Here is a 16,026-nt window from a genome sequence, read left to right as displayed (position 1 = left end):
ACCCCGCTTTGATGCGCAGGCGATCAGGCGACCTACCGCGAGTCGCGCCGGAAAGGAACCGTGTCGGCAGCGTCGCTCACCACTGTGGTGGCGCGCAGTGGGAATAATCACCTCGAAATCCAGACCACGTTCGGCAATGGCACGATAGACGGGTTTGTTATCGTACGCTCTCTCCACCAGGACCGTGCCAACCGGACGCTTGATCCAATCAAGCAACGGAACGACCACCGAGGCGTCCCCATCCTCAATACCCGTCAACTCCGATGCGAGGCCCACGCCTGTATCGGGATCGGCGGCCAGATGAAGTTTTCTCCGGCTGCGGCGTATCGTGCCGCCGTATGTTCCTGGTGTCACCCCCCTTGCCGACCACCTTCGGCCCGGTGCAATCGATGACTGCCATGATGGGTCCCTCCGTCGTTGCTGAGGCCGGTGCAACCGCGAGATTGGGGCTGCGCCGGTCAACCGTCGTGTGATCCGGAACCGACCGGTCCAGGCCGAGCAGGTGCATGAGGGTGCCCGACAAACCTTCGGTTTGCCGCCACGGCCGGCCGAACGCAAAGCGCCGCATCAATCCGCCCTTGAACATAAGTTCTGTATAACGGCGGAGCCAACCGCGCCGTTTCGTGGTGGGGGACGTCCACGCGGAGATCGCGCCTCCGGCGCCACCCAGGCCTTCGGGTCGCCGCATCTGCATAGTGCAGCGTCAGAAGCCGCCCAATTCTCAATCCGATAACGGCCCTTTAGGATCTCTTGGTGCCCGCTCGAACGCCTCATCGGCATCCTCGTCGGAACAAGCCGCGCAAAGACGTCCGGCCAAAGGCGAGGCGGTCAACTGTTCTGATCCAGATTGTTCGATGCCCCATTGACAGCGGCATCCGCAACACGGCATGTTATGAACGTACTTTGGATGCACTGTACGAACGCCGTCGTGAACGGCGCCCATTCGAAGGCTTGGTTCGATCGCCATCGATGCCTACCCGCCCCGCTTTCCGGAGCACGGCAGACATGGCGGCGCGCCCGCCGCAACTCATGGGAATTCAATGCGCCCACCCGAACCGCTCATTACCTGCATCGAAGACCTGCGCGTCCTCGCGCAACGTCGGGTGCCGCAAATGTTCTACGACTATGTCGACTGCGGCTCCTGGACCGAAGGTACCTATCGCGCCAATTCGGCCGACCTTGCCGCGATCAGGTTCCGCCAGCGCATCGGTCTCAGCATCGCCGGACGCTCCACCGCCACCAGCATGCTGGGTGAGACCGTAAAGATGCCGGTGGCGCTTGCGCCAACAGGCTTGACCGGTATGCAACATGCCGACGGCGAGATTCTGGCGGCTCGGGCGGCCGAAAGGTTCGGCATCCCCTTCACGTTGTCGACCGTCAGTATCTGCTCGATCGAGGACGTTGCCGCCGCGACGCGGAAGCCCTTCTGGTTCCAGCTCTATGTGATGCGGGACCGAGATTTCGTCACCCGGCTGATCGACCGCGCCAAGGCGGCTCGCTGCTCCGCGCTGGTGCTCACCCTTGACCTTCAGATCCAGGGGCAGCGCCACAAGGATCTGAAGAACGGTCTGTCGACGCCTCCCAAGCCGACGCTGCGCAATCTGATGAACCTGGTGACCAAGCCGCGCTGGTGTCTCGGCATGCTGAACACCCGGCGCCGCAGCTTCGGGAACATCGTCGGCCATGTCTCCGGTGTTTCCGACGTCAGCTCGCTAGCCGCCTGGGTCAGCCAGCAGTTCGACCAGACCCTGTCCTGGGAGGATGTCCGGTGGATCCGGAAGAAATGGGACGGCAAGCTGATCGTGAAGGGCGTGCTGGATCCCGGCGACGCGGTGCTGGCTGTCGAAAGTGGGGCGGATGCCATCGTCGTCTCCAACCATGGCGGGCGCCAGCTCGATGGAGCACCGTCCAGCATCGCCATGCTGCCGTCCATCGCCGAGGCGGTGGGGGGGCGGACCGAAGTGCTGTTCGACAGCGGCATTCGCTCCGGCCAGGACATCCTGAAGGCTGTGGCCCTGGGCGCCGATGGCGTCATGATCGGCCGCGCCTTTCTCTATGGGCTGGGCGCTCTGGGCGAGGCGGGTGTCACCCGCTGCCTGGAAATCCTGCACCGCGAACTCGACCTGACAATGGGGCTATGCGGCGTCACCTCCATCGGCGCGGCCGACCGGACGATTCTGCTCGACGACGGACCGGCAGGCGGACGCGTCGACGGTCTTCGGCCTACACGGCCGGAAGCCGCCATTCCGGCGGCCTGACGCCGCCCTACCCTTTCCATTCGACGACGGACCGGCTGGACCCAAGAAAGCCGGCATGACGAGAAAAGGACACGAGATGTTCGGCAAGTACAAGATGCACGAGAACAGCGGCGTCAACCCGCCCTACGCGCCGGCCTATCCGCTGGAATGGGAGTGCCCGCTGCGGACGGTCGAGGTGGTGACCCGGGTGGAACAGGCCAAGGTGGCGAAGCTGCTGTCGGACACGCCGTTCGAACTGGTGAACGATCGCGTCGCCTTCCGCTTCATGCTGTCGCCTGGCCATACGCTGGCGATCCATGCCGGCGAGATGTTCGACCTGATGGTCTCGGTCCCGGTCCGCTACGAGGGACTGTTCACCCACACCCATATCTTCATGTACTGCTCCGACCCGATGGGCATCGCCGCCGGGCGCGAAATTTTCGGCTACACCAAGAAGGACGCGACCTACCGTTTCAACGAGACGGCGGACGGGGCGGTCGAGGGCTGGGTCAAGCGCCGCGGCATTCCGCTGGCGGATTTCAGCTTCACGCCGGATCCGCAAGCGCCGCTGGTGGCGCTGGTCGATGGCGAGGAGCAGCCGGCTGGCGAGATCCATGTCCGGCGGGTTCCGCATCCGGAACGTCCGGAACCGGTCTACTCGGACATCGTCTACCGCCGGACGCCGCTCGCCTATTCGCCGCCGCTCCGGGGACGGGTGAGCATGACGCTGCATGCATCGGAGTATGACCCGATCGCCGCCCTGGAACCGGAAATCCTCGGCGCGCATTTCATGGCGTCCGACGTTTACGGTGGCGGCTTTGAGGTCGAGGACCGGCGCCTGCTGAAGCGCCTCATTCCCTGACCGCGTCCCCACAAACATCAAAACCGCGCATGGCCATCGTGCCGGACCGCAGCCCCAAGCAAAGCACCAAGAATGGCTGATGGTCCGGCGGAAGCGGAGTGAACCCGCCGAGCCGCGTTCCCTAAATGAACGGGAGGAAATTCATGACGACATCGACCCGGCCGCTCCACCGCCGCCGCCTCATGGCATCGGCCGCCGGCTTTTTCTGCCTGGCCGCCGTCGCGGCACCGGCAGGTCTCGCGCAGGCCCAGACGCAGGCACCGACGCCTCTCCGCATCGGCGTGCTTACCGACATGTCCAGCCTTTATGCCGACATCACCGGCAACGGCTCGGTCGTCGCCGCCCAGATGGCGGTGGAGGATTTCACCGCCGGCCACAAGATGCGCCCCATCGAGGTGCTGAGCGCCGACCATCTCAACAAGGCGGACATCGCCGCCTCGCTCGCCCGGGAATGGATCGACACCAAGGGCGTCGATGTAATCGTCGATCTGCCGAATTCCGCAGTCGCCTTGGCGGTCAACAACATCGTCCGCGACAAGAACAAGGCGATGCTCGTCGCGGGTGCTTCTTCATCGGATCTCACCGGCAAGGCCTGCTCGCCCAACACCATCCAATGGACTTACGACACTTATGCGCTGGCCGTCGGCACCACACGGGCGGTGGTCGGCGCCGGCGACAAGACATGGTTCGCCCTGACCGCCGACTACGCCTTTGGCCAGGCGATGGAAAACGACGTGCGCAACGTCCTGAAGGAGTTGGGCGGCACCATGGTGGGCAGCGTCCGCACGCCGCTGAATACCCAGGATTTCGCGTCCTTCCTCCTTCAGGCGCAGGCGTCGCCGGCCAAGGTGGTCAGCCTGATCAATGCCGGCGGCGACACCATCAATTCGATCAAGCAGGCAACCGAATTCGGGATCACCGAGTCCGGCAAGCGTTTGGTCGCCATGGTCCTGTACCTCCATGATGTCCATTCGCTGGGCCTGAAGATCGCGCAGGGGTTGCAGTTCACCGCTGCCTTCTACTGGGACCTCAACGATCAGACCCGCCAGTGGAGCAAACGCTTCGCCGAGCGCAACGGCGGAAAGTATCCCAGCCAGCTCCAGGCCGGCGTCTATGCCGAAGTGCTGCATTACCTGAAGGCTGTCGAGGCGTCCGGCGGCCAATCCGCGGACGGCAAAGCCATCATCGCCAAAATGAAGGAAATCTCGACCGACGACCCGCTGTTCGGCAAGGGCAGCATCCGGATCGACGGCCGCAAGCTGCACGACATGTACCTGTTCGAGGTCAAGACGCCGGCCGAGTCGAACTATCCCTGGGACTATTACAAGGTCAAGCAGGTCATCCCCTCCGAACAGGTCTGGCGGCCGCTGAAGGACGGCGGATGCGCGCTGGTGGCGCAGTGACCACCGCCCTGGTGAGCGGCGGTGGCGGCGGCATCGGACGGGCAACCGCGGCGGCGCTCGCCGCGGCGGGCACCGATGTCGCCATCCTCGACCTGGATGTCGATGCCGGCCGCGAAACCGCGAAACTGGTGGAGGCCGCCGGACGCCGGGCGCTGTTCCTGCAAACCGACGTTTCGGACGGCGCGCAGATGGCCAAGGCGGTCGACGAGGTGGAACGGAGATTGGGTCCGATCAGCGCCTTCGCGAACAATGCCGGCATCGAAGGCGTCGTCGCCCCCCTCCACCTTTATCCGGACGACGTCTTCGACCGGCTCTTGCAGGTCAACGCCAAGGGCGTTTTCCTCGGCCTGAAACATGTCCTCGCCCGCATGATTCCACGCGGAGAGGGGGCGATCGTCAATACGGCATCCACTTCGGCGGTTCGCGGACGCGCCGGGCTGGCCGGTTATGTGGCCACGAAGCACGCCGTGCTGGGCCTGACCCGCGTGGCGGCGCTCGACGTGGCGGGGACGGCGATCCGTGTCAACGCGGTCCTGCCGGGCCCGATCGACACCCGCATGATCCGCTCCCTGGACGAGCAGGCCGGCAGGTCGGGGGGCATCCGGCGGGCGGGGACGGCAGCCTACGGCAGGCCCGAAGACGTCGCCGAGGTCATCCGCTTCCTGCTCTCGGATCAGGCCCGCCACGTCAACGGCGCCGCCTGGACGGTCGACGGCGGTTCCACCGTCGCCTGACCGGCCGTCGGCTTTCACACCAGCCCAAACACAGGATCCATCCGATGAAATTGTGCCAGTATGGTGACCCGAACCGGGAGAAGCCGGGTCTGATCGACGACGAGGGCCGGCTGCGTGACCTGTCACACCTCCGCGGCGCCTTCACCCCCGAAGACCTGTCTCCGGAAGGCCTGTCCAGGCTGTCGGCGATCGATCCGCGGGAACTGCCCCTCGTCGCCGGGTCGCCCCGCCTCGGCGTGCCCTACCACGGCATTTCCAAAGTCGTCTGCATCGGCCTGAACTACTCGGACCATGCCGCGGAAACCGGCCTGCCCATCCCGTCGGAACCGATCATCTTCCTGAAATCGACCTCGGCCATCTGTGGACCGAATGACGACACCATCCAGCCCCCACATTCGACCAAGCTGGACTGGGAGGTCGAACTGGGCGTGGTCATCGGTCGGACCGCTCGCCACGTCAGCGAAGGCGACGCGCTCGACCATGTCGCCGGCTATTGCGTGGTGAACGACGTATCGGAGCGTGCCTTCCAGATGCAGTCGTCGCAATGGGACAAGGGAAAGGGCTGCGACAGCTTCGCGCCGATCGGCCCGTGGCTCGTCACCGCCGACGAGGTGCCCGATCCGCAGAATTTGGATATGTGGCTGGACGTCAACGGCGAGCGCATGCAGACCGGCAACACCCGGACGATGATCTTCGGCGTGGCGGCCCTGCTGTCCTATTGCAGCGCCTACATGACGCTGTTTCCGGGCGACGTCATCGCGACCGGCACGCCTCCGGGCGTTGGCATGGGCAAGACCCCGGAACCGGTCTGGCTGAAGACCGGCGACGTTGTGACCCTCGGTGTCCAGGGGCTTGGCCGGCAACGGCAGACCGTGGTGCCGTGGCGGAGGTAAGGGAGGAAGCCTGACCGTCCGGCACCCTCACCCGCCGGCCGGTGACAGATAGGCGGGGAACTGGAGTTGCGTCGTGCTCGCGATGATCTCGAAACGCCTCAGCCACCGGTCGTCTGCGACCTCCAGGTGATCGTGCAGTGCCTGTGCCGCGCCAGCGACATCGTCGCGCAGGGTGCGGTCCAGGATCTGCATATGCTCCTTCAGGGCGCCGTCGATCATCTCGACCGGCACGCCCAGGAAGGGGTGGAAGAGATAACGGGTCGGCCCGAACACCATGTGTGTCCGCTCCAGCGCCCGCAGGATCTCCGTGTTCGGGCAGCATGACAGGATATCGATGTGCAGGTCGCGCTCAATCCGGTCGAAGGCCGCACTGTCGGGCGTGGCACATTCCAGCGCCTGCGCGACGCGGTCGCGGGCATGGCGCAGCATCGGCACCGGAAGGTGCGGCAGGGATTTCTGCAGGGCCTTCGGCTCCAGCAGGCGGCGCATCTCGTAGAGGTCGCGGATATGGTCGGGCGTGATGCGGCGTGACAGCCAATGACCGGCATCGTCCTTCTCGATCAGACCCATTCCATGCATGCGCGCCAGCAGATCGCGGGTCACGGTGCGGCTGACGTCGAAATGCAGGGCAAGCTGCTTCTCGTTGATTCTCACCGCCCCGAACAGAATGCGAATGAAGAGTTCCTGCTCGACCTCCTTGTAGATGCGTTCCCATTGGGGCGTGGACTGGATCTTGACCGGCTCCAGGCTGGCGAGCGACCCGTCGGCGACGCCGGCCCCACGTCCGGCGACCACATATCCCTTCCCGTCATGCTCCTCGACCAAAGCCTCAACGCACAGCGTCCGCAAGGCATGGCGGGCAGGAGAGCGGCTGATGCCGAAGGCTTTCGCCACCTGGGCTTCCTGCAGACGCTCCCCTGGCCCGATCCGGCCGTCCTCGATCATCGCTCTCAGCAGCCGATATGCGCGCTCCTGCAATGAAACGGCCTTCTCTGCGTCATCGGAGATGTCGCTTGGCAAGTCTGCCACCCTCATCCTTCCACTCCCCTGCTCTGGCACTCGTCACGATCAATGGACTGGCGGGAAATTATGGCCCCTGAGTTCGATCCCCTCGCCGATTCCCTTTTCTGAATCCTGTCCGGAGATTGGAAGAGGCACCGGCGTATCCCCTCCGATCCTTGTGTTCCGGCTCTGCCATTCCGGCAGGATGCCGGGTAATCCCTCTCTGGTTGCGCAGGATGCATGAAGCACCTCCGACCTTATCCAATGCGCTCTTCACCGCCAACATGGTTGGACCATCACTGAGCGGCTCCAGAATGCATGGATCCCATATCGATTGACAAACGTACAATGGATGCACTATACACATATCAGGATCGCTTACGGTGCCGGAGCGCAGATGTCGCGCGGACGCCTGAACGGGAAATGCCCGAAAAGCCGAAAACAGGAGAATTCCGATGCACAAGAGGAAGAGCGGTCGCCCGCTCGTGCCCTGACATGCACGGCGGACATCAAGCTCCGTCAGCCCACCAAGCTGATGCGGCATCGAACCCCAAGGTGCCCACCGACGACATCATCCTGGAAGCGCGCAACCTGACGAAGGAGTTCAAGGGCTTCGTGGCGGTGAAGGAGGTGAACCTGCAGGTTCGCCGCGGCACCATCCACGCGCTGATCGGCCCGAACGGCGCCGGCAAGAGCACGGTGTTCAACCTGCTGACCAAGTTCCTGACGCCCACCCGCGGCCAGATCCTCTACAAGGGCCGGGACATCACCCGCACCAAGCCGGCCGACATCGCCCTGATGGGGCTGGTCCGCTCCTTCCAGATCTCGGCCGTCTTCCCGCACCTCAGCGTGCTGGAGAATGTCCGGGTGGCGCTGCAACGCCCGCTCGGCACCAGCTTCCACTTCTGGAAGTCCGAGTCGTCGCTCTACGACCTGCATGACCGGGCGCTGGAACTGATCGAGGCGGTCAACCTCACCCCCTGGGCCGGCCACACCGCCGCCGAGCTGCCCTATGGCCGCAAGCGCGCGCTGGAGATCGCCACCACCCTGGCGCTCGACCCGGAGGTGATGCTGCTCGACGAGCCGCTGGCCGGCATGGGCCATGAGGACATCGAGGGCACCGCGGCGCTGATCAAGCGCGTCGCCGCCGACCGCACCGTGCTGATGGTGGAGCACAACCTGTCGGTCGTCGCCCACGGATCGTCAGGGACATGGATGTCTCCAGAAATCGTGTGGGCCAAACGACACTGAATGCGGAGCACAAGGCGTCGACGCGGATACACCCGCCGACTTTCGTGCGCCCGATGAGGCTCGGTGTCGGACGATGACGTTGGGAGCGGACGGCGGCTAAGGCAGGGGGATGCCGAAAAATCCCGCGATGGCTTCAGCTTGGCTGTCCAGCATGGCCTTACCTGGGTGAACGATGCAGCCACGCGCAGCCGCGGCGTGCAGAAGCGGCGTGACCGCCGGCTTCATGATGATGTCGGCCACGAGTATTCCCGGTGTGAGGCGCGCGGGATCCAGGGGCAGCGGATCGTCGGGCCGCATGCCCAGCGGCGTGGCGTTGATCACCAGATCGTGGCCATCCGGCACCGCAGGCCCACGGTCAACGCGAACCTGCGGACACGCCGCGGCGACGGCTGATGCCAATCCATCCGCCTTGGCCGCATCGACATCGACGATGGTGAGGCGCTCCACCCCTGCCCCGGCCAGAGCGAAGCCGACCGCGCTGCCGGCCCCGCCCGCGCCGACCAGCAACGCGCGCCGCCCTTCGGGGGCGTGACCGGCACGGCGCAGCCCGATCAGGAAACCCTGCCCGTCGAACATATCGCCGACCAGCCGCCCGTCAGGCTCGCGCCGCACCGCGTTCACCCCACCCACCAGCCGGCCGGTCGGCCCGATGCCGTCGATCAGACGGGCGGCGGCCAACTTGTGCGGCACGGTAACGACGATGCCCTCGAGGTTGTCCATCGCACGGAACCCCTGGAAAGCCGCAGCGAGACCGCCGGGACGCACATGGACCGGGACCAGCACGGCATCCCGGCCGGCGCCGGTCAGCAGCGGGTTGAAGACCTGGGGCGAGCGTACCTGATCAATCGGATCGCCGATGATGACGAAAAGGCGGGTCGTGCCTGTGATGGTGGCTTGATGGCCCATGATGCTTTTCCTTCCCCGCTTTGCAGCGTCGGTCAGGACGCGAGACGCGGATGGACCGGCCGGCTTTTCCCGGCAAAGCCTTCCGCAAGCCCCATTGGCTCCGGCCGGAACAGACGGCTGTCCATGATGCGCAGGGAGTCCGAAATAGCCGGCCGGAAATCCATCTGGCCCAGAACGTCCCGCTCCAGGTCGATGCCCGGCGCAATCTCGATCAGCTCCAGCCCGCGTTCGGTCGTCTGAAACACCGCGCGCTCCGTCACGAACAGGGTCACCTGCCCGCGCGACTGCGCGTAGGGGCCGCTGTAGGAGATCTGCTCCAGAGTGTTGACGAACTTGTGATGCCGCCCCTCCTCACGGATGGCCAGCGTTCCGTTCCCGGCCTCGATCTTGAGGCCGCCGGCGGTGAAGGTGCCGCCGAACACCATCTTCTTGGCGTTCTGGCTGATGTTGACGAAGCCGCCGATTCCGACCACCCGGTTGGCGAAGCGGCTGATGTTCACGCTGCCCTGGGCGTCCACTTCGACCGCCGACAGAAACGCAATATCCAGACCGCCGCCATCGTAGAAGTCGAACTGGTAGGGCTGATCGATCATGGCGGCGTAGTTGCGCGAAGCGCCGGCGTCGAGACCGCTGGCCGGGGCGCCACCAATCAGGCCCTGTTCGTTGGTCAGGACGATGTGGTCGAGGACGCCCTCCTCGGCGCCAACCAGGCCGATGCCTGTGCAGATCCCGGACCCGACGTTGCAGACGGCGCCCACCTCCAGCTCCATGGCGCAGCGCCGGGCGACGATCTTGCGCTCGTCCAGCGGCAGCTTGGGAAAGGCGTCGAGCGGGATGCGCAGCTCGCCGGCGAAGGCCGGGTCGTGGGCGGTCTGGTAGGTCTGAGCCTGGTCCGACGCGACCACCACGGCGTCGACCAGCATTCCGGGAACCTTTACGGTCTTGCCCGGTAGCGTGCCACGGCGGGCGAGACGCTTCACCTGGACGATGACCAGGCCGCCGCAGCGTTTCGTTGCCTGGGCCATCGACAGCGCGTCGCCGAAGATCGCCTCATGCTCCATGGAGATATTGCCATCTTCGTCCGCCGTGGTTCCACGCAGGAAGGCCACGTCGATCCCGAAGGGCTTATAGAACAGCCACTCCCGCCCCTTCAGCTCGACCAGCTCCACGAGTTCTTCCGTCGAGCGGGTGCTCTGCCGACCGCCCGAAATGCGGGGGTCAACGAAGGTGTGAAGTCCGACGTGGGTGAGCAGGCCGGGCCGGCCGGCCGCGATCTCGCGCAGAAGCTGGGACAGGGCGCCTTGCGGCAGGGTGTAGGCTTCAATTTCATTGCGGCTCGCCATCGCCGCGACCGGCGGCGCGTCCACGATGGTGCCGCAGACAATCCGCTTTAGAAGGCCCGCATGCGCGAGGCGGGATGCCCCCCGTTCGCCGCGGTTCCCGATGCCGACCGGATGGATGGAGGTGATCGACTTCGGCAATCCGGAGGACAGGAAGCGGCGCTCCACGGCTTCGATCAAGGACTCCGGTACTCCATGACCAGCGCCCGAGCCGGCTATGAGAACGGTGTCGCCATCGTGCACGAGCGCCGCCGCAGCGTCAGCTGTAATGACCCGCATGGTCCTTCCTTTTCATGATTTTCGGTGCACCAGCCGTGCAAACTTACTTACTGATAAGTCAAAATTGGGGGCGGCGCAACAGCTTCGTCAGCATACTGGACAGTTTCGCGGCATGATTTTCATCGGCTGTCGCCCGTGCGCTGGAGCGACATTGCGGGCAACCGCCGCCGGTGCGGCGGCGCGGCCAGCTCAGGCCTTTTTGGCCCGTCGTGTCCGGCTGGTCCGCGCCGAGGCCGGTTCGGAAGCGGGCTCTCCGCTTCCGGCCATCGCCGCGGACGCATCCGCCGCGCCGCTGGCGGCGTCGAGCTTGGCTGGTGTGGTGCCGGCCGCAATTGGGTCGGCCGCATACGCAGAGAGCATGACGCGGACGAAGGCCTCGAAAAACAACTCCAGCCGCTCGAAGCTGCCGGCGTCCTGCGTGAACACCGAGGAGCTGTTCACGATGTTGATGATCAGGAAGGCCAAATCCTCCCGTGGCGTGTCGGGACGCAATTCCCCCTTCTGCCAGGCCATTTCGACCGCGAGCCGGATGGCATCGTGGACGGAGGTGGTGAAAGAGGCGAGGCTGGCGCGGGCGACCTCGCTCAAAACATTGCTTTCCAACCGAAGCCGCCCGATCAGACTCCAGGGCTGACCCGTGTGCTTTCCGCGATTGAACCGTTTGTAGCGTTCATAGTTGTAATCAACCACCCGGCGCAGTTTGTCTGCCAGGGTTATTTTCTCGTCAAGCCAGATCGCCCGGTGACGGGCGGTGGCATCCGCCACGTAGTCCTGGACAACCTCATCGACAAGCCGCTGTTTGTTGCCGAAATGGTAATGAATGTTGGTCGTCGTGATGTCGAGCTGCTCCGCTATGCTCCGGAAGTTCATCCCATGATAGCCGTGAGCAATCAGCAACTCGGTCGCGATGGCTTTGATGCTGTCCGGCATGCTGGAGCGCCCGGCCGGTAACGTATCTGAGGTCTGCTTTCGCGGCATTCGTCTATCCAGTCCAGGCGTTAACAGTTCTTCGCATGAACGAAGTTGCGCTGCGGGTCAAGTCGTGACTCCGGGTGTTCCCGCCCGCATCAAGAGAAGCGACTCGCCATCCTGGACAACGACCCCGTCCTGGTTGATCACTTCCATGCCGAGCGTGACGATGCCGCGATCGGACCGCTTGGTGGTGCGCTTCGCCCTGATCGTGATCCGCACATGGATCCGGTCGCCGATCATCAACGGCGCCCGGAAAGACCAGTTCCAGCTCAGCGTCGCGATCCCCTTGAGATGGACCTTGCAGCGGGTCTTGAGACCGTCGGCCAGGGCAAGCCCCAGCAGGCCATGCGCGATGCGGCCGGGGAAGCCGGCCTCCCGGGCGAATTGGTCATCCATGTGCACGTCGAAGAGATCGCCCGAAAGCCCTGCGAAACCAACGACGTGCGTTTCGGTCACGGTGACACCCGCGGTCTCATACGAGTCGCATGTATCGACATCGTCGAACCCATACTCACCCGCCGCAAGCTTGCGTCCAGCCGCAATGCCCTGTGTCGGCATCAATCCTTCCGTCATTCGGTCATCCTGCTCGCTCGGTGTCGAAAAACTTACTTATTGATAAGTAACTATCGCATTGACGACCCAACCCGTCAATGTTAGTTTTCAAAACAATCCGGGGCTGCCACAAGGGCCTCGCCCAAGCGATACGACCGAGGGGCGCGCCTGCGAGAGGTTGGGCCGGTTCTCGGAGCCGGCTCGCCCATCTCACACAGCTTCGAGCAAGGCGCACATGACTTCTGTGAACATCGCCAACGTGCACAAAAGCTTCGGCGCGACGCATATTCTCCGCGGCGTCTCGGTGGACATCGAGGACGGAGAGTTCGTTATTCTCGTTGGTCCGTCCGGTTGCGGGAAATCCACGCTCTTGCGTATGATCGCCGGCCTTGAAACCGTATCTGCCGGCGAAATCCGCATCGGGCCACGCGTGGTGAACAACGTTCCGCCGAAGGAACGCGACATCGCCATGGTGTTCCAAAGCTACGCACTTTACCCGCACATGACGGTGGCGGAGAACATGGCGTTCTCCCTCAACTTGCGGAAGGCGCCGAAAGAGGCGATCACCCAGCGCGTCGACCACGCCGCGCGGATTCTCGGCCTCGGCGCCCTGCTCGACCGCTACCCGCGCCAGCTCTCCGGCGGCCAGCGCCAGCGCGTGGCCATGGGCCGCGCCATCGTGCGCGATCCGCAGGTCTTTCTCTTCGACGAACCTCTGTCAAATCTCGATGCCAAGTTGCGCGTTGCCATGCGCTCCGAAATCAAAGAACTGCATCAGCGCCTGAAGACCACGACGATTTACGTGACGCACGACCAGATTGAAGCCATGACCATGGCCAGCAAGATCGTGGTCATGCGTGATGGCGCCATCGAACAGATCGGCGCACCGCTCGATCTCTACGATCGGCCGGACAACATGTTCGTCGCCGGCTTCATTGGGTCGCCGGCCATGAACTTCCTGAATGGGCGGACTGAGGGCAACACTTTCATCACCCAAGACGGCTTTCGGCTGCCGCTCAGTGATGTCGCTCCGGCGAGCGAGCGCGCGGCGGTCTATGGCATCCGGCCTGAGCATTTTAGTCTGACCGACGCAGGCGTCCCTGTCGAGGTCGTGGTGGTGGAGCCCACGGGTTCCGAAACCCAGATCGTGGTTCGCAGCGGTTCGCAGGAAATCGTCTGCGTGTTCCGCGACCGCGTGTTGCCGAAGCCCGGGGAGACCATCCGCATCCTTCCCGATGCCGCCCGCGTCCACCTGTTTGACACGGCTTCGGGCCGACGGCTGGCCTGAACGCCGAGCTGCACCCGCGCCACCTTCCAATCAGCCACAAGAAGTGTATGGGGAGAAACGCATGACCGACCGTTCGGCCACCACCACGTCCAATTCACGCCGGTGCATCAGCCGACGAGCCCTTGGAGCCGCCGTCGCCGTGTTGGGCATGGCCGCGGCTATCACGCTGCCCACCGGGGTTTACGCCGCCGATGAGCAGACGCTCGTCGTTAATTCCGACCGCAGCGGCGCCGGGCAGAAGGCGGCGATGAACAAGATTGCCGCGGATTTCGAGGCCAAGAATCCAGGAGTCAAGGTCACGATCAACTACAGCGACGTGGAGTCCTACAAAACCTCGATCCGAAACTTTCTTGTCACCAACCCGCCCGACGTCGCCTTCTGGTTCACCGGCGCCCGCATGAAGACCTTTACCAAGCGCAACCTGTTCGACGATATGAGCGGCTTCTTTGCCGAGAACAATCTGACGAACGTGATGAAGCCCTGGCTGCCGGCTGTCTCCGAAGGCGACAAGCAGTACATGATGCCGACGAACTTCACGACATGGGGGTTCTTCTACAACAAGCAGGTGTTCGAAAAAGTCGGAGTCGCACCGCCGGCGACGTGGGACGAACTGATGGCCGCGGCGGCTAAGATCAAGGCGTCCGGCGTTACTCCCTTCACCATCGGGACCCGCGATCTCTGGGCCAACGCACTGTGGTTCGATTATCTCGACATGCGCATGAATGGCCTTGATTTCCACATGCAGCTTATGGACGGCAAGGCCTCTTACACGGATCCACGCGTGAAGGCGGTTTTCGCAAAATGGGGTGAGCCAATCGGCAAGGGCTATTTCCTCGACAACGCGTCGTCCTACGGTTGGCAGGAGGCAATTCCGTTCCTCGCTCAGGGCAAGGCCGCCATGTATCTGCTCGGGCCCTATGTCCTCACCTCGCTTCCCGCCGAGGCCCATGGCAACATCGGCTTCTTTCCGTTCCCGGTGATCGACCCGTCGGTGCCCAAGGCCGAGGAAATCTCGGTCAATGGGGTGACCATCCCGAGCGGGGCGAAGAACAAGCCCCTTGCCCGCAGCTTCCTGGCTTTCCTCGCGCAGCCGGATAATCTCAAGGCCTTCGCCTTGGGCGGGGCCGTACTGCCGGCGCGGACCGACGTCGACATTACCGGTGATGCCTTCGCCCAGTCGCAAATGGCTCTGGCGAAGAACGCGCAGGGATCGGCGCAGTTCTACGACCGGGACACCGACCCGGAAATGGCACAGGTCGGAATGAAAGGCTTCCAGGAATTTCTCGCCAATCCCAAGCGTTCCGACACCGTGCTTGAGCGGCTTGAGGCCGCCCGGCAGCGGATATTCAAATGAGCGCGCCGCGCACTGATGGCTGGGAGGGGCGGATGTCCGCCGCCCCTCCGCCAGCGCGTCGGCTGAGCGGGCTGCGCGTGTGGCAGAACAACCAGGCGTGGCTGACACCACTGCTGTTGCTGGTCCTGCCGGTCGGCCTTTTCGGTCTCCTCATCATCACGCCCATCGTTCAAAGCATCTGGATCAGCTTCTATGACTGGGATGGCACCGGTCCGGCGACCTGGGTCGGCCTTTCCAACTATGCAGAACTGTTCAGCGACCCGCAGTTCTACACGTCGCTGAAGAACAACGTGATCTGGCTGGTCCTGTTTTTGCTGGCTCCGGTGTTCGGGCTGGCGCTCGCGTTGTTCCTGAACCAAACTCTGCCGGAAATGCGGTTGGTGAAGTCGATCTTCTTCATCCCGCTGGTGCTGGCGCACGTGATCATTGGCGTCGTATTCACTTGGTTTTACGACCCTACCTTCGGGCTGCTCGCCATCCTGTTCAACTGGCTGGGGTTGGAACCGCTGGCGATTTTGTCTGACGAGCATTTCGTCACTTTCGGCATCATCGCGGCGGCGCTCTGGTCGCAGATCGCCTTCTGCCTTGTCCTGTTCCTCGCCGGCCTGTCCCAGCTTGACCAGGAATTGATCGCTGCCGGCCGGATGGATGGCGCCGCCGGCTGGAGCCTCCTCCGCCACATCGTCCTGCCGCAGCTCCGCTCCGTGTCCTTCGTCGCCTCGATCATCACGGTGATCATGTCCCTGCGCAATTTCGACATGATCGCGGTGATGACCCAGGGCGGCCCCTATGGGAGTTCCACTGTGCTGGCCTATCAAATGTATGACGCGACCATCTTCAGCTACCGGGCCGGCTATGGCGCCGCCATCGCCACCGTGCTGTTCGCGATTATGAGTGTCTACATCGCATGGTTTCTGTGGCATACGCTCCGCCGCGAAGCCAGGGGAGGCTAA

General features: G+C 64.0%; 14 protein-coding genes and 1 pseudogene. 9 read left to right on the top strand and 6 right to left on the bottom strand.

Features of this window, described 5'->3' with window-relative positions; translation table 11 throughout:
* Positions 1 to 41: 41 nt before the first annotated feature.
* A pseudogene (locus B9N97_RS36590) lies at positions 42 to 780 on the bottom strand (transposase); the annotation flags it as partial.
* 260 nt (positions 781 to 1,040) lie between these two features.
* On the opposite strand from B9N97_RS36590, the gene B9N97_RS30370 reads away from it, so the two are divergent.
* The 5 genes from B9N97_RS30370 to B9N97_RS30350 all read left to right on the top strand — a co-directional run bounded on the left by B9N97_RS30370 (position 1,041) and on the right by B9N97_RS30350 (position 6,129).
* Positions 1,041 to 2,258, top strand: a complete 1,218-nt coding sequence (locus B9N97_RS30370) for an alpha-hydroxy acid oxidase (RefSeq protein ID WP_085091542.1) — start codon at positions 1,041 to 1,043, stop codon at positions 2,256 to 2,258.
* Between the two features lie 55 nt (positions 2,259 to 2,313).
* Entirely contained in the window at positions 2,314 to 3,099 is a 786-nt protein-coding gene (locus B9N97_RS30365; protein WP_208621313.1) for an acetoacetate decarboxylase family protein, read from the top strand.
* Positions 3,100 to 3,242: 143 nt separating this feature from the next.
* Positions 3,243 to 4,502, top strand: a complete 1,260-nt coding sequence (locus B9N97_RS30360) for an ABC transporter substrate-binding protein (RefSeq protein WP_085091540.1) — start codon at positions 3,243 to 3,245, stop codon at positions 4,500 to 4,502.
* Positions 4,499 to 5,236: an SDR family NAD(P)-dependent oxidoreductase gene (locus B9N97_RS30355; RefSeq protein ID WP_208621312.1), complete on the top strand. Its 738-nt coding sequence runs from the start codon at positions 4,499 to 4,501 to the stop codon at positions 5,234 to 5,236. The genes B9N97_RS30360 and B9N97_RS30355 overlap by 4 nt, the downstream gene beginning before the upstream one ends.
* Before the next feature lie 44 nt (positions 5,237 to 5,280).
* Positions 5,281 to 6,129: a fumarylacetoacetate hydrolase family protein gene (locus B9N97_RS30350; protein ID WP_085091538.1), complete on the top strand. Its 849-nt coding sequence runs from the start codon at positions 5,281 to 5,283 to the stop codon at positions 6,127 to 6,129.
* A gap of 27 nt (positions 6,130 to 6,156) precedes the next feature.
* On the opposite strand, the gene B9N97_RS30345 is transcribed toward B9N97_RS30350, so the two are convergent.
* A complete protein-coding gene (locus B9N97_RS30345) occupies positions 6,157 to 7,107 on the bottom strand; it encodes a GntR family transcriptional regulator (protein ID WP_208621311.1) in 951 nt (316 codons plus the stop codon).
* A 579-nt stretch (positions 7,108 to 7,686) separates the two neighbouring features.
* On the opposite strand from B9N97_RS30345, the gene B9N97_RS30340 reads away from it, so the two are divergent.
* Positions 7,687 to 8,382: an ABC transporter ATP-binding protein gene (locus B9N97_RS30340; protein WP_085091537.1), complete on the top strand. Its 696-nt coding sequence runs from the start codon at positions 7,687 to 7,689 to the stop codon at positions 8,380 to 8,382.
* Positions 8,383 to 8,478: 96 nt separating this feature from the next.
* Here the strand turns inward: B9N97_RS30340 and B9N97_RS30335 are convergent, their stop codons facing one another.
* From B9N97_RS30335 to B9N97_RS30320, 4 genes are all read right to left on the bottom strand, one after another.
* Positions 8,479 to 9,288, bottom strand: a complete 810-nt coding sequence (locus B9N97_RS30335; RefSeq protein ID WP_085091536.1) for a shikimate dehydrogenase family protein — start codon at positions 9,286 to 9,288, stop codon at positions 8,479 to 8,481.
* Between the two features lie 32 nt (positions 9,289 to 9,320).
* A complete protein-coding gene (locus B9N97_RS30330; protein WP_085091535.1) occupies positions 9,321 to 10,907 on the bottom strand; it encodes an acyl CoA:acetate/3-ketoacid CoA transferase in 1,587 nt (528 codons plus the stop codon).
* 189 nt (positions 10,908 to 11,096) lie between these two features.
* Positions 11,097 to 11,837 carry a TetR/AcrR family transcriptional regulator gene (locus B9N97_RS30325; protein WP_085091534.1) on the bottom strand — a complete coding sequence of 247 codons (741 nt, stop codon included), beginning with the start codon at positions 11,835 to 11,837 and terminating at the stop codon, positions 11,097 to 11,099.
* Between the two features lie 105 nt (positions 11,838 to 11,942).
* On the bottom strand, positions 11,943 to 12,452 hold the full coding sequence (locus tag B9N97_RS30320; protein WP_085091533.1) for a MaoC/PaaZ C-terminal domain-containing protein: 510 nt from the start codon (positions 12,450 to 12,452) through the stop codon (positions 11,943 to 11,945).
* 214 nt (positions 12,453 to 12,666) lie between these two features.
* Between B9N97_RS30320 and B9N97_RS30315 the strand changes: the two genes are divergently transcribed.
* The 3 genes from B9N97_RS30315 (at position 12,667) to B9N97_RS30305 (ending at position 16,026) form a co-directional block, all read left to right on the top strand.
* Positions 12,667 to 13,719 carry an ABC transporter ATP-binding protein gene (locus B9N97_RS30315; RefSeq protein WP_085091532.1) on the top strand — a complete coding sequence of 351 codons (1,053 nt, stop codon included), beginning with the start codon at positions 12,667 to 12,669 and terminating at the stop codon, positions 13,717 to 13,719.
* A gap of 61 nt (positions 13,720 to 13,780) precedes the next feature.
* The gene (locus tag B9N97_RS30310; protein WP_085091531.1) at positions 13,781 to 15,073 is read left to right on the top strand and encodes an ABC transporter substrate-binding protein; all 1,293 of its coding nucleotides are present in this window, start codon (positions 13,781 to 13,783) and stop codon (positions 15,071 to 15,073) included.
* Positions 15,070 to 16,026, top strand: coding sequence for a carbohydrate ABC transporter permease (locus tag B9N97_RS30305; protein WP_208621310.1), 957 nt, complete (start codon positions 15,070 to 15,072; stop codon positions 16,024 to 16,026). The genes B9N97_RS30310 and B9N97_RS30305 overlap by 4 nt, the downstream gene beginning before the upstream one ends.

It is taken from the genome of Azospirillum oryzae, from assembly GCF_900177515.1.
Lineage (GTDB): Bacteria > Pseudomonadota > Alphaproteobacteria > Azospirillales > Azospirillaceae > Azospirillum > Azospirillum oryzae_A.
This window is presented reverse-complemented; position numbering and strand designations above follow the sequence as displayed.

Coding starts and splice junctions, on each gene's coding strand:
- B9N97_RS30365 (WP_208621313.1), top strand. CDS start 2,314: ATGACGAGAAAAGGACACGAGATGTTCGGCAAGTACAAGATGCACGAG.
- B9N97_RS30330 (WP_085091535.1), bottom strand. CDS start 10,907: ATGCGGGTCATTACAGCTGACGCTGCGGCGGCGCTCGTGCACGATGGC.
- B9N97_RS30370 (WP_085091542.1), top strand. CDS start 1,041: ATGCGCCCACCCGAACCGCTCATTACCTGCATCGAAGACCTGCGCGTC.
- B9N97_RS30360 (WP_085091540.1), top strand. CDS start 3,243: ATGACGACATCGACCCGGCCGCTCCACCGCCGCCGCCTCATGGCATCG.
- B9N97_RS30310 (WP_085091531.1), top strand. CDS start 13,781: ATGACCGACCGTTCGGCCACCACCACGTCCAATTCACGCCGGTGCATC.
- B9N97_RS30320 (WP_085091533.1), bottom strand. CDS start 12,452: ATGACGGAAGGATTGATGCCGACACAGGGCATTGCGGCTGGACGCAAG.
- B9N97_RS30335 (WP_085091536.1), bottom strand. CDS start 9,288: ATGGGCCATCAAGCCACCATCACAGGCACGACCCGCCTTTTCGTCATC.
- B9N97_RS30305 (WP_208621310.1), top strand. CDS start 15,070: ATGAGCGCGCCGCGCACTGATGGCTGGGAGGGGCGGATGTCCGCCGCC.
- B9N97_RS30350 (WP_085091538.1), top strand. CDS start 5,281: ATGAAATTGTGCCAGTATGGTGACCCGAACCGGGAGAAGCCGGGTCTG.
- B9N97_RS30315 (WP_085091532.1), top strand. CDS start 12,667: ATGACTTCTGTGAACATCGCCAACGTGCACAAAAGCTTCGGCGCGACG.
- B9N97_RS30325 (WP_085091534.1), bottom strand. CDS start 11,837: ATGCCGGACAGCATCAAAGCCATCGCGACCGAGTTGCTGATTGCTCAC.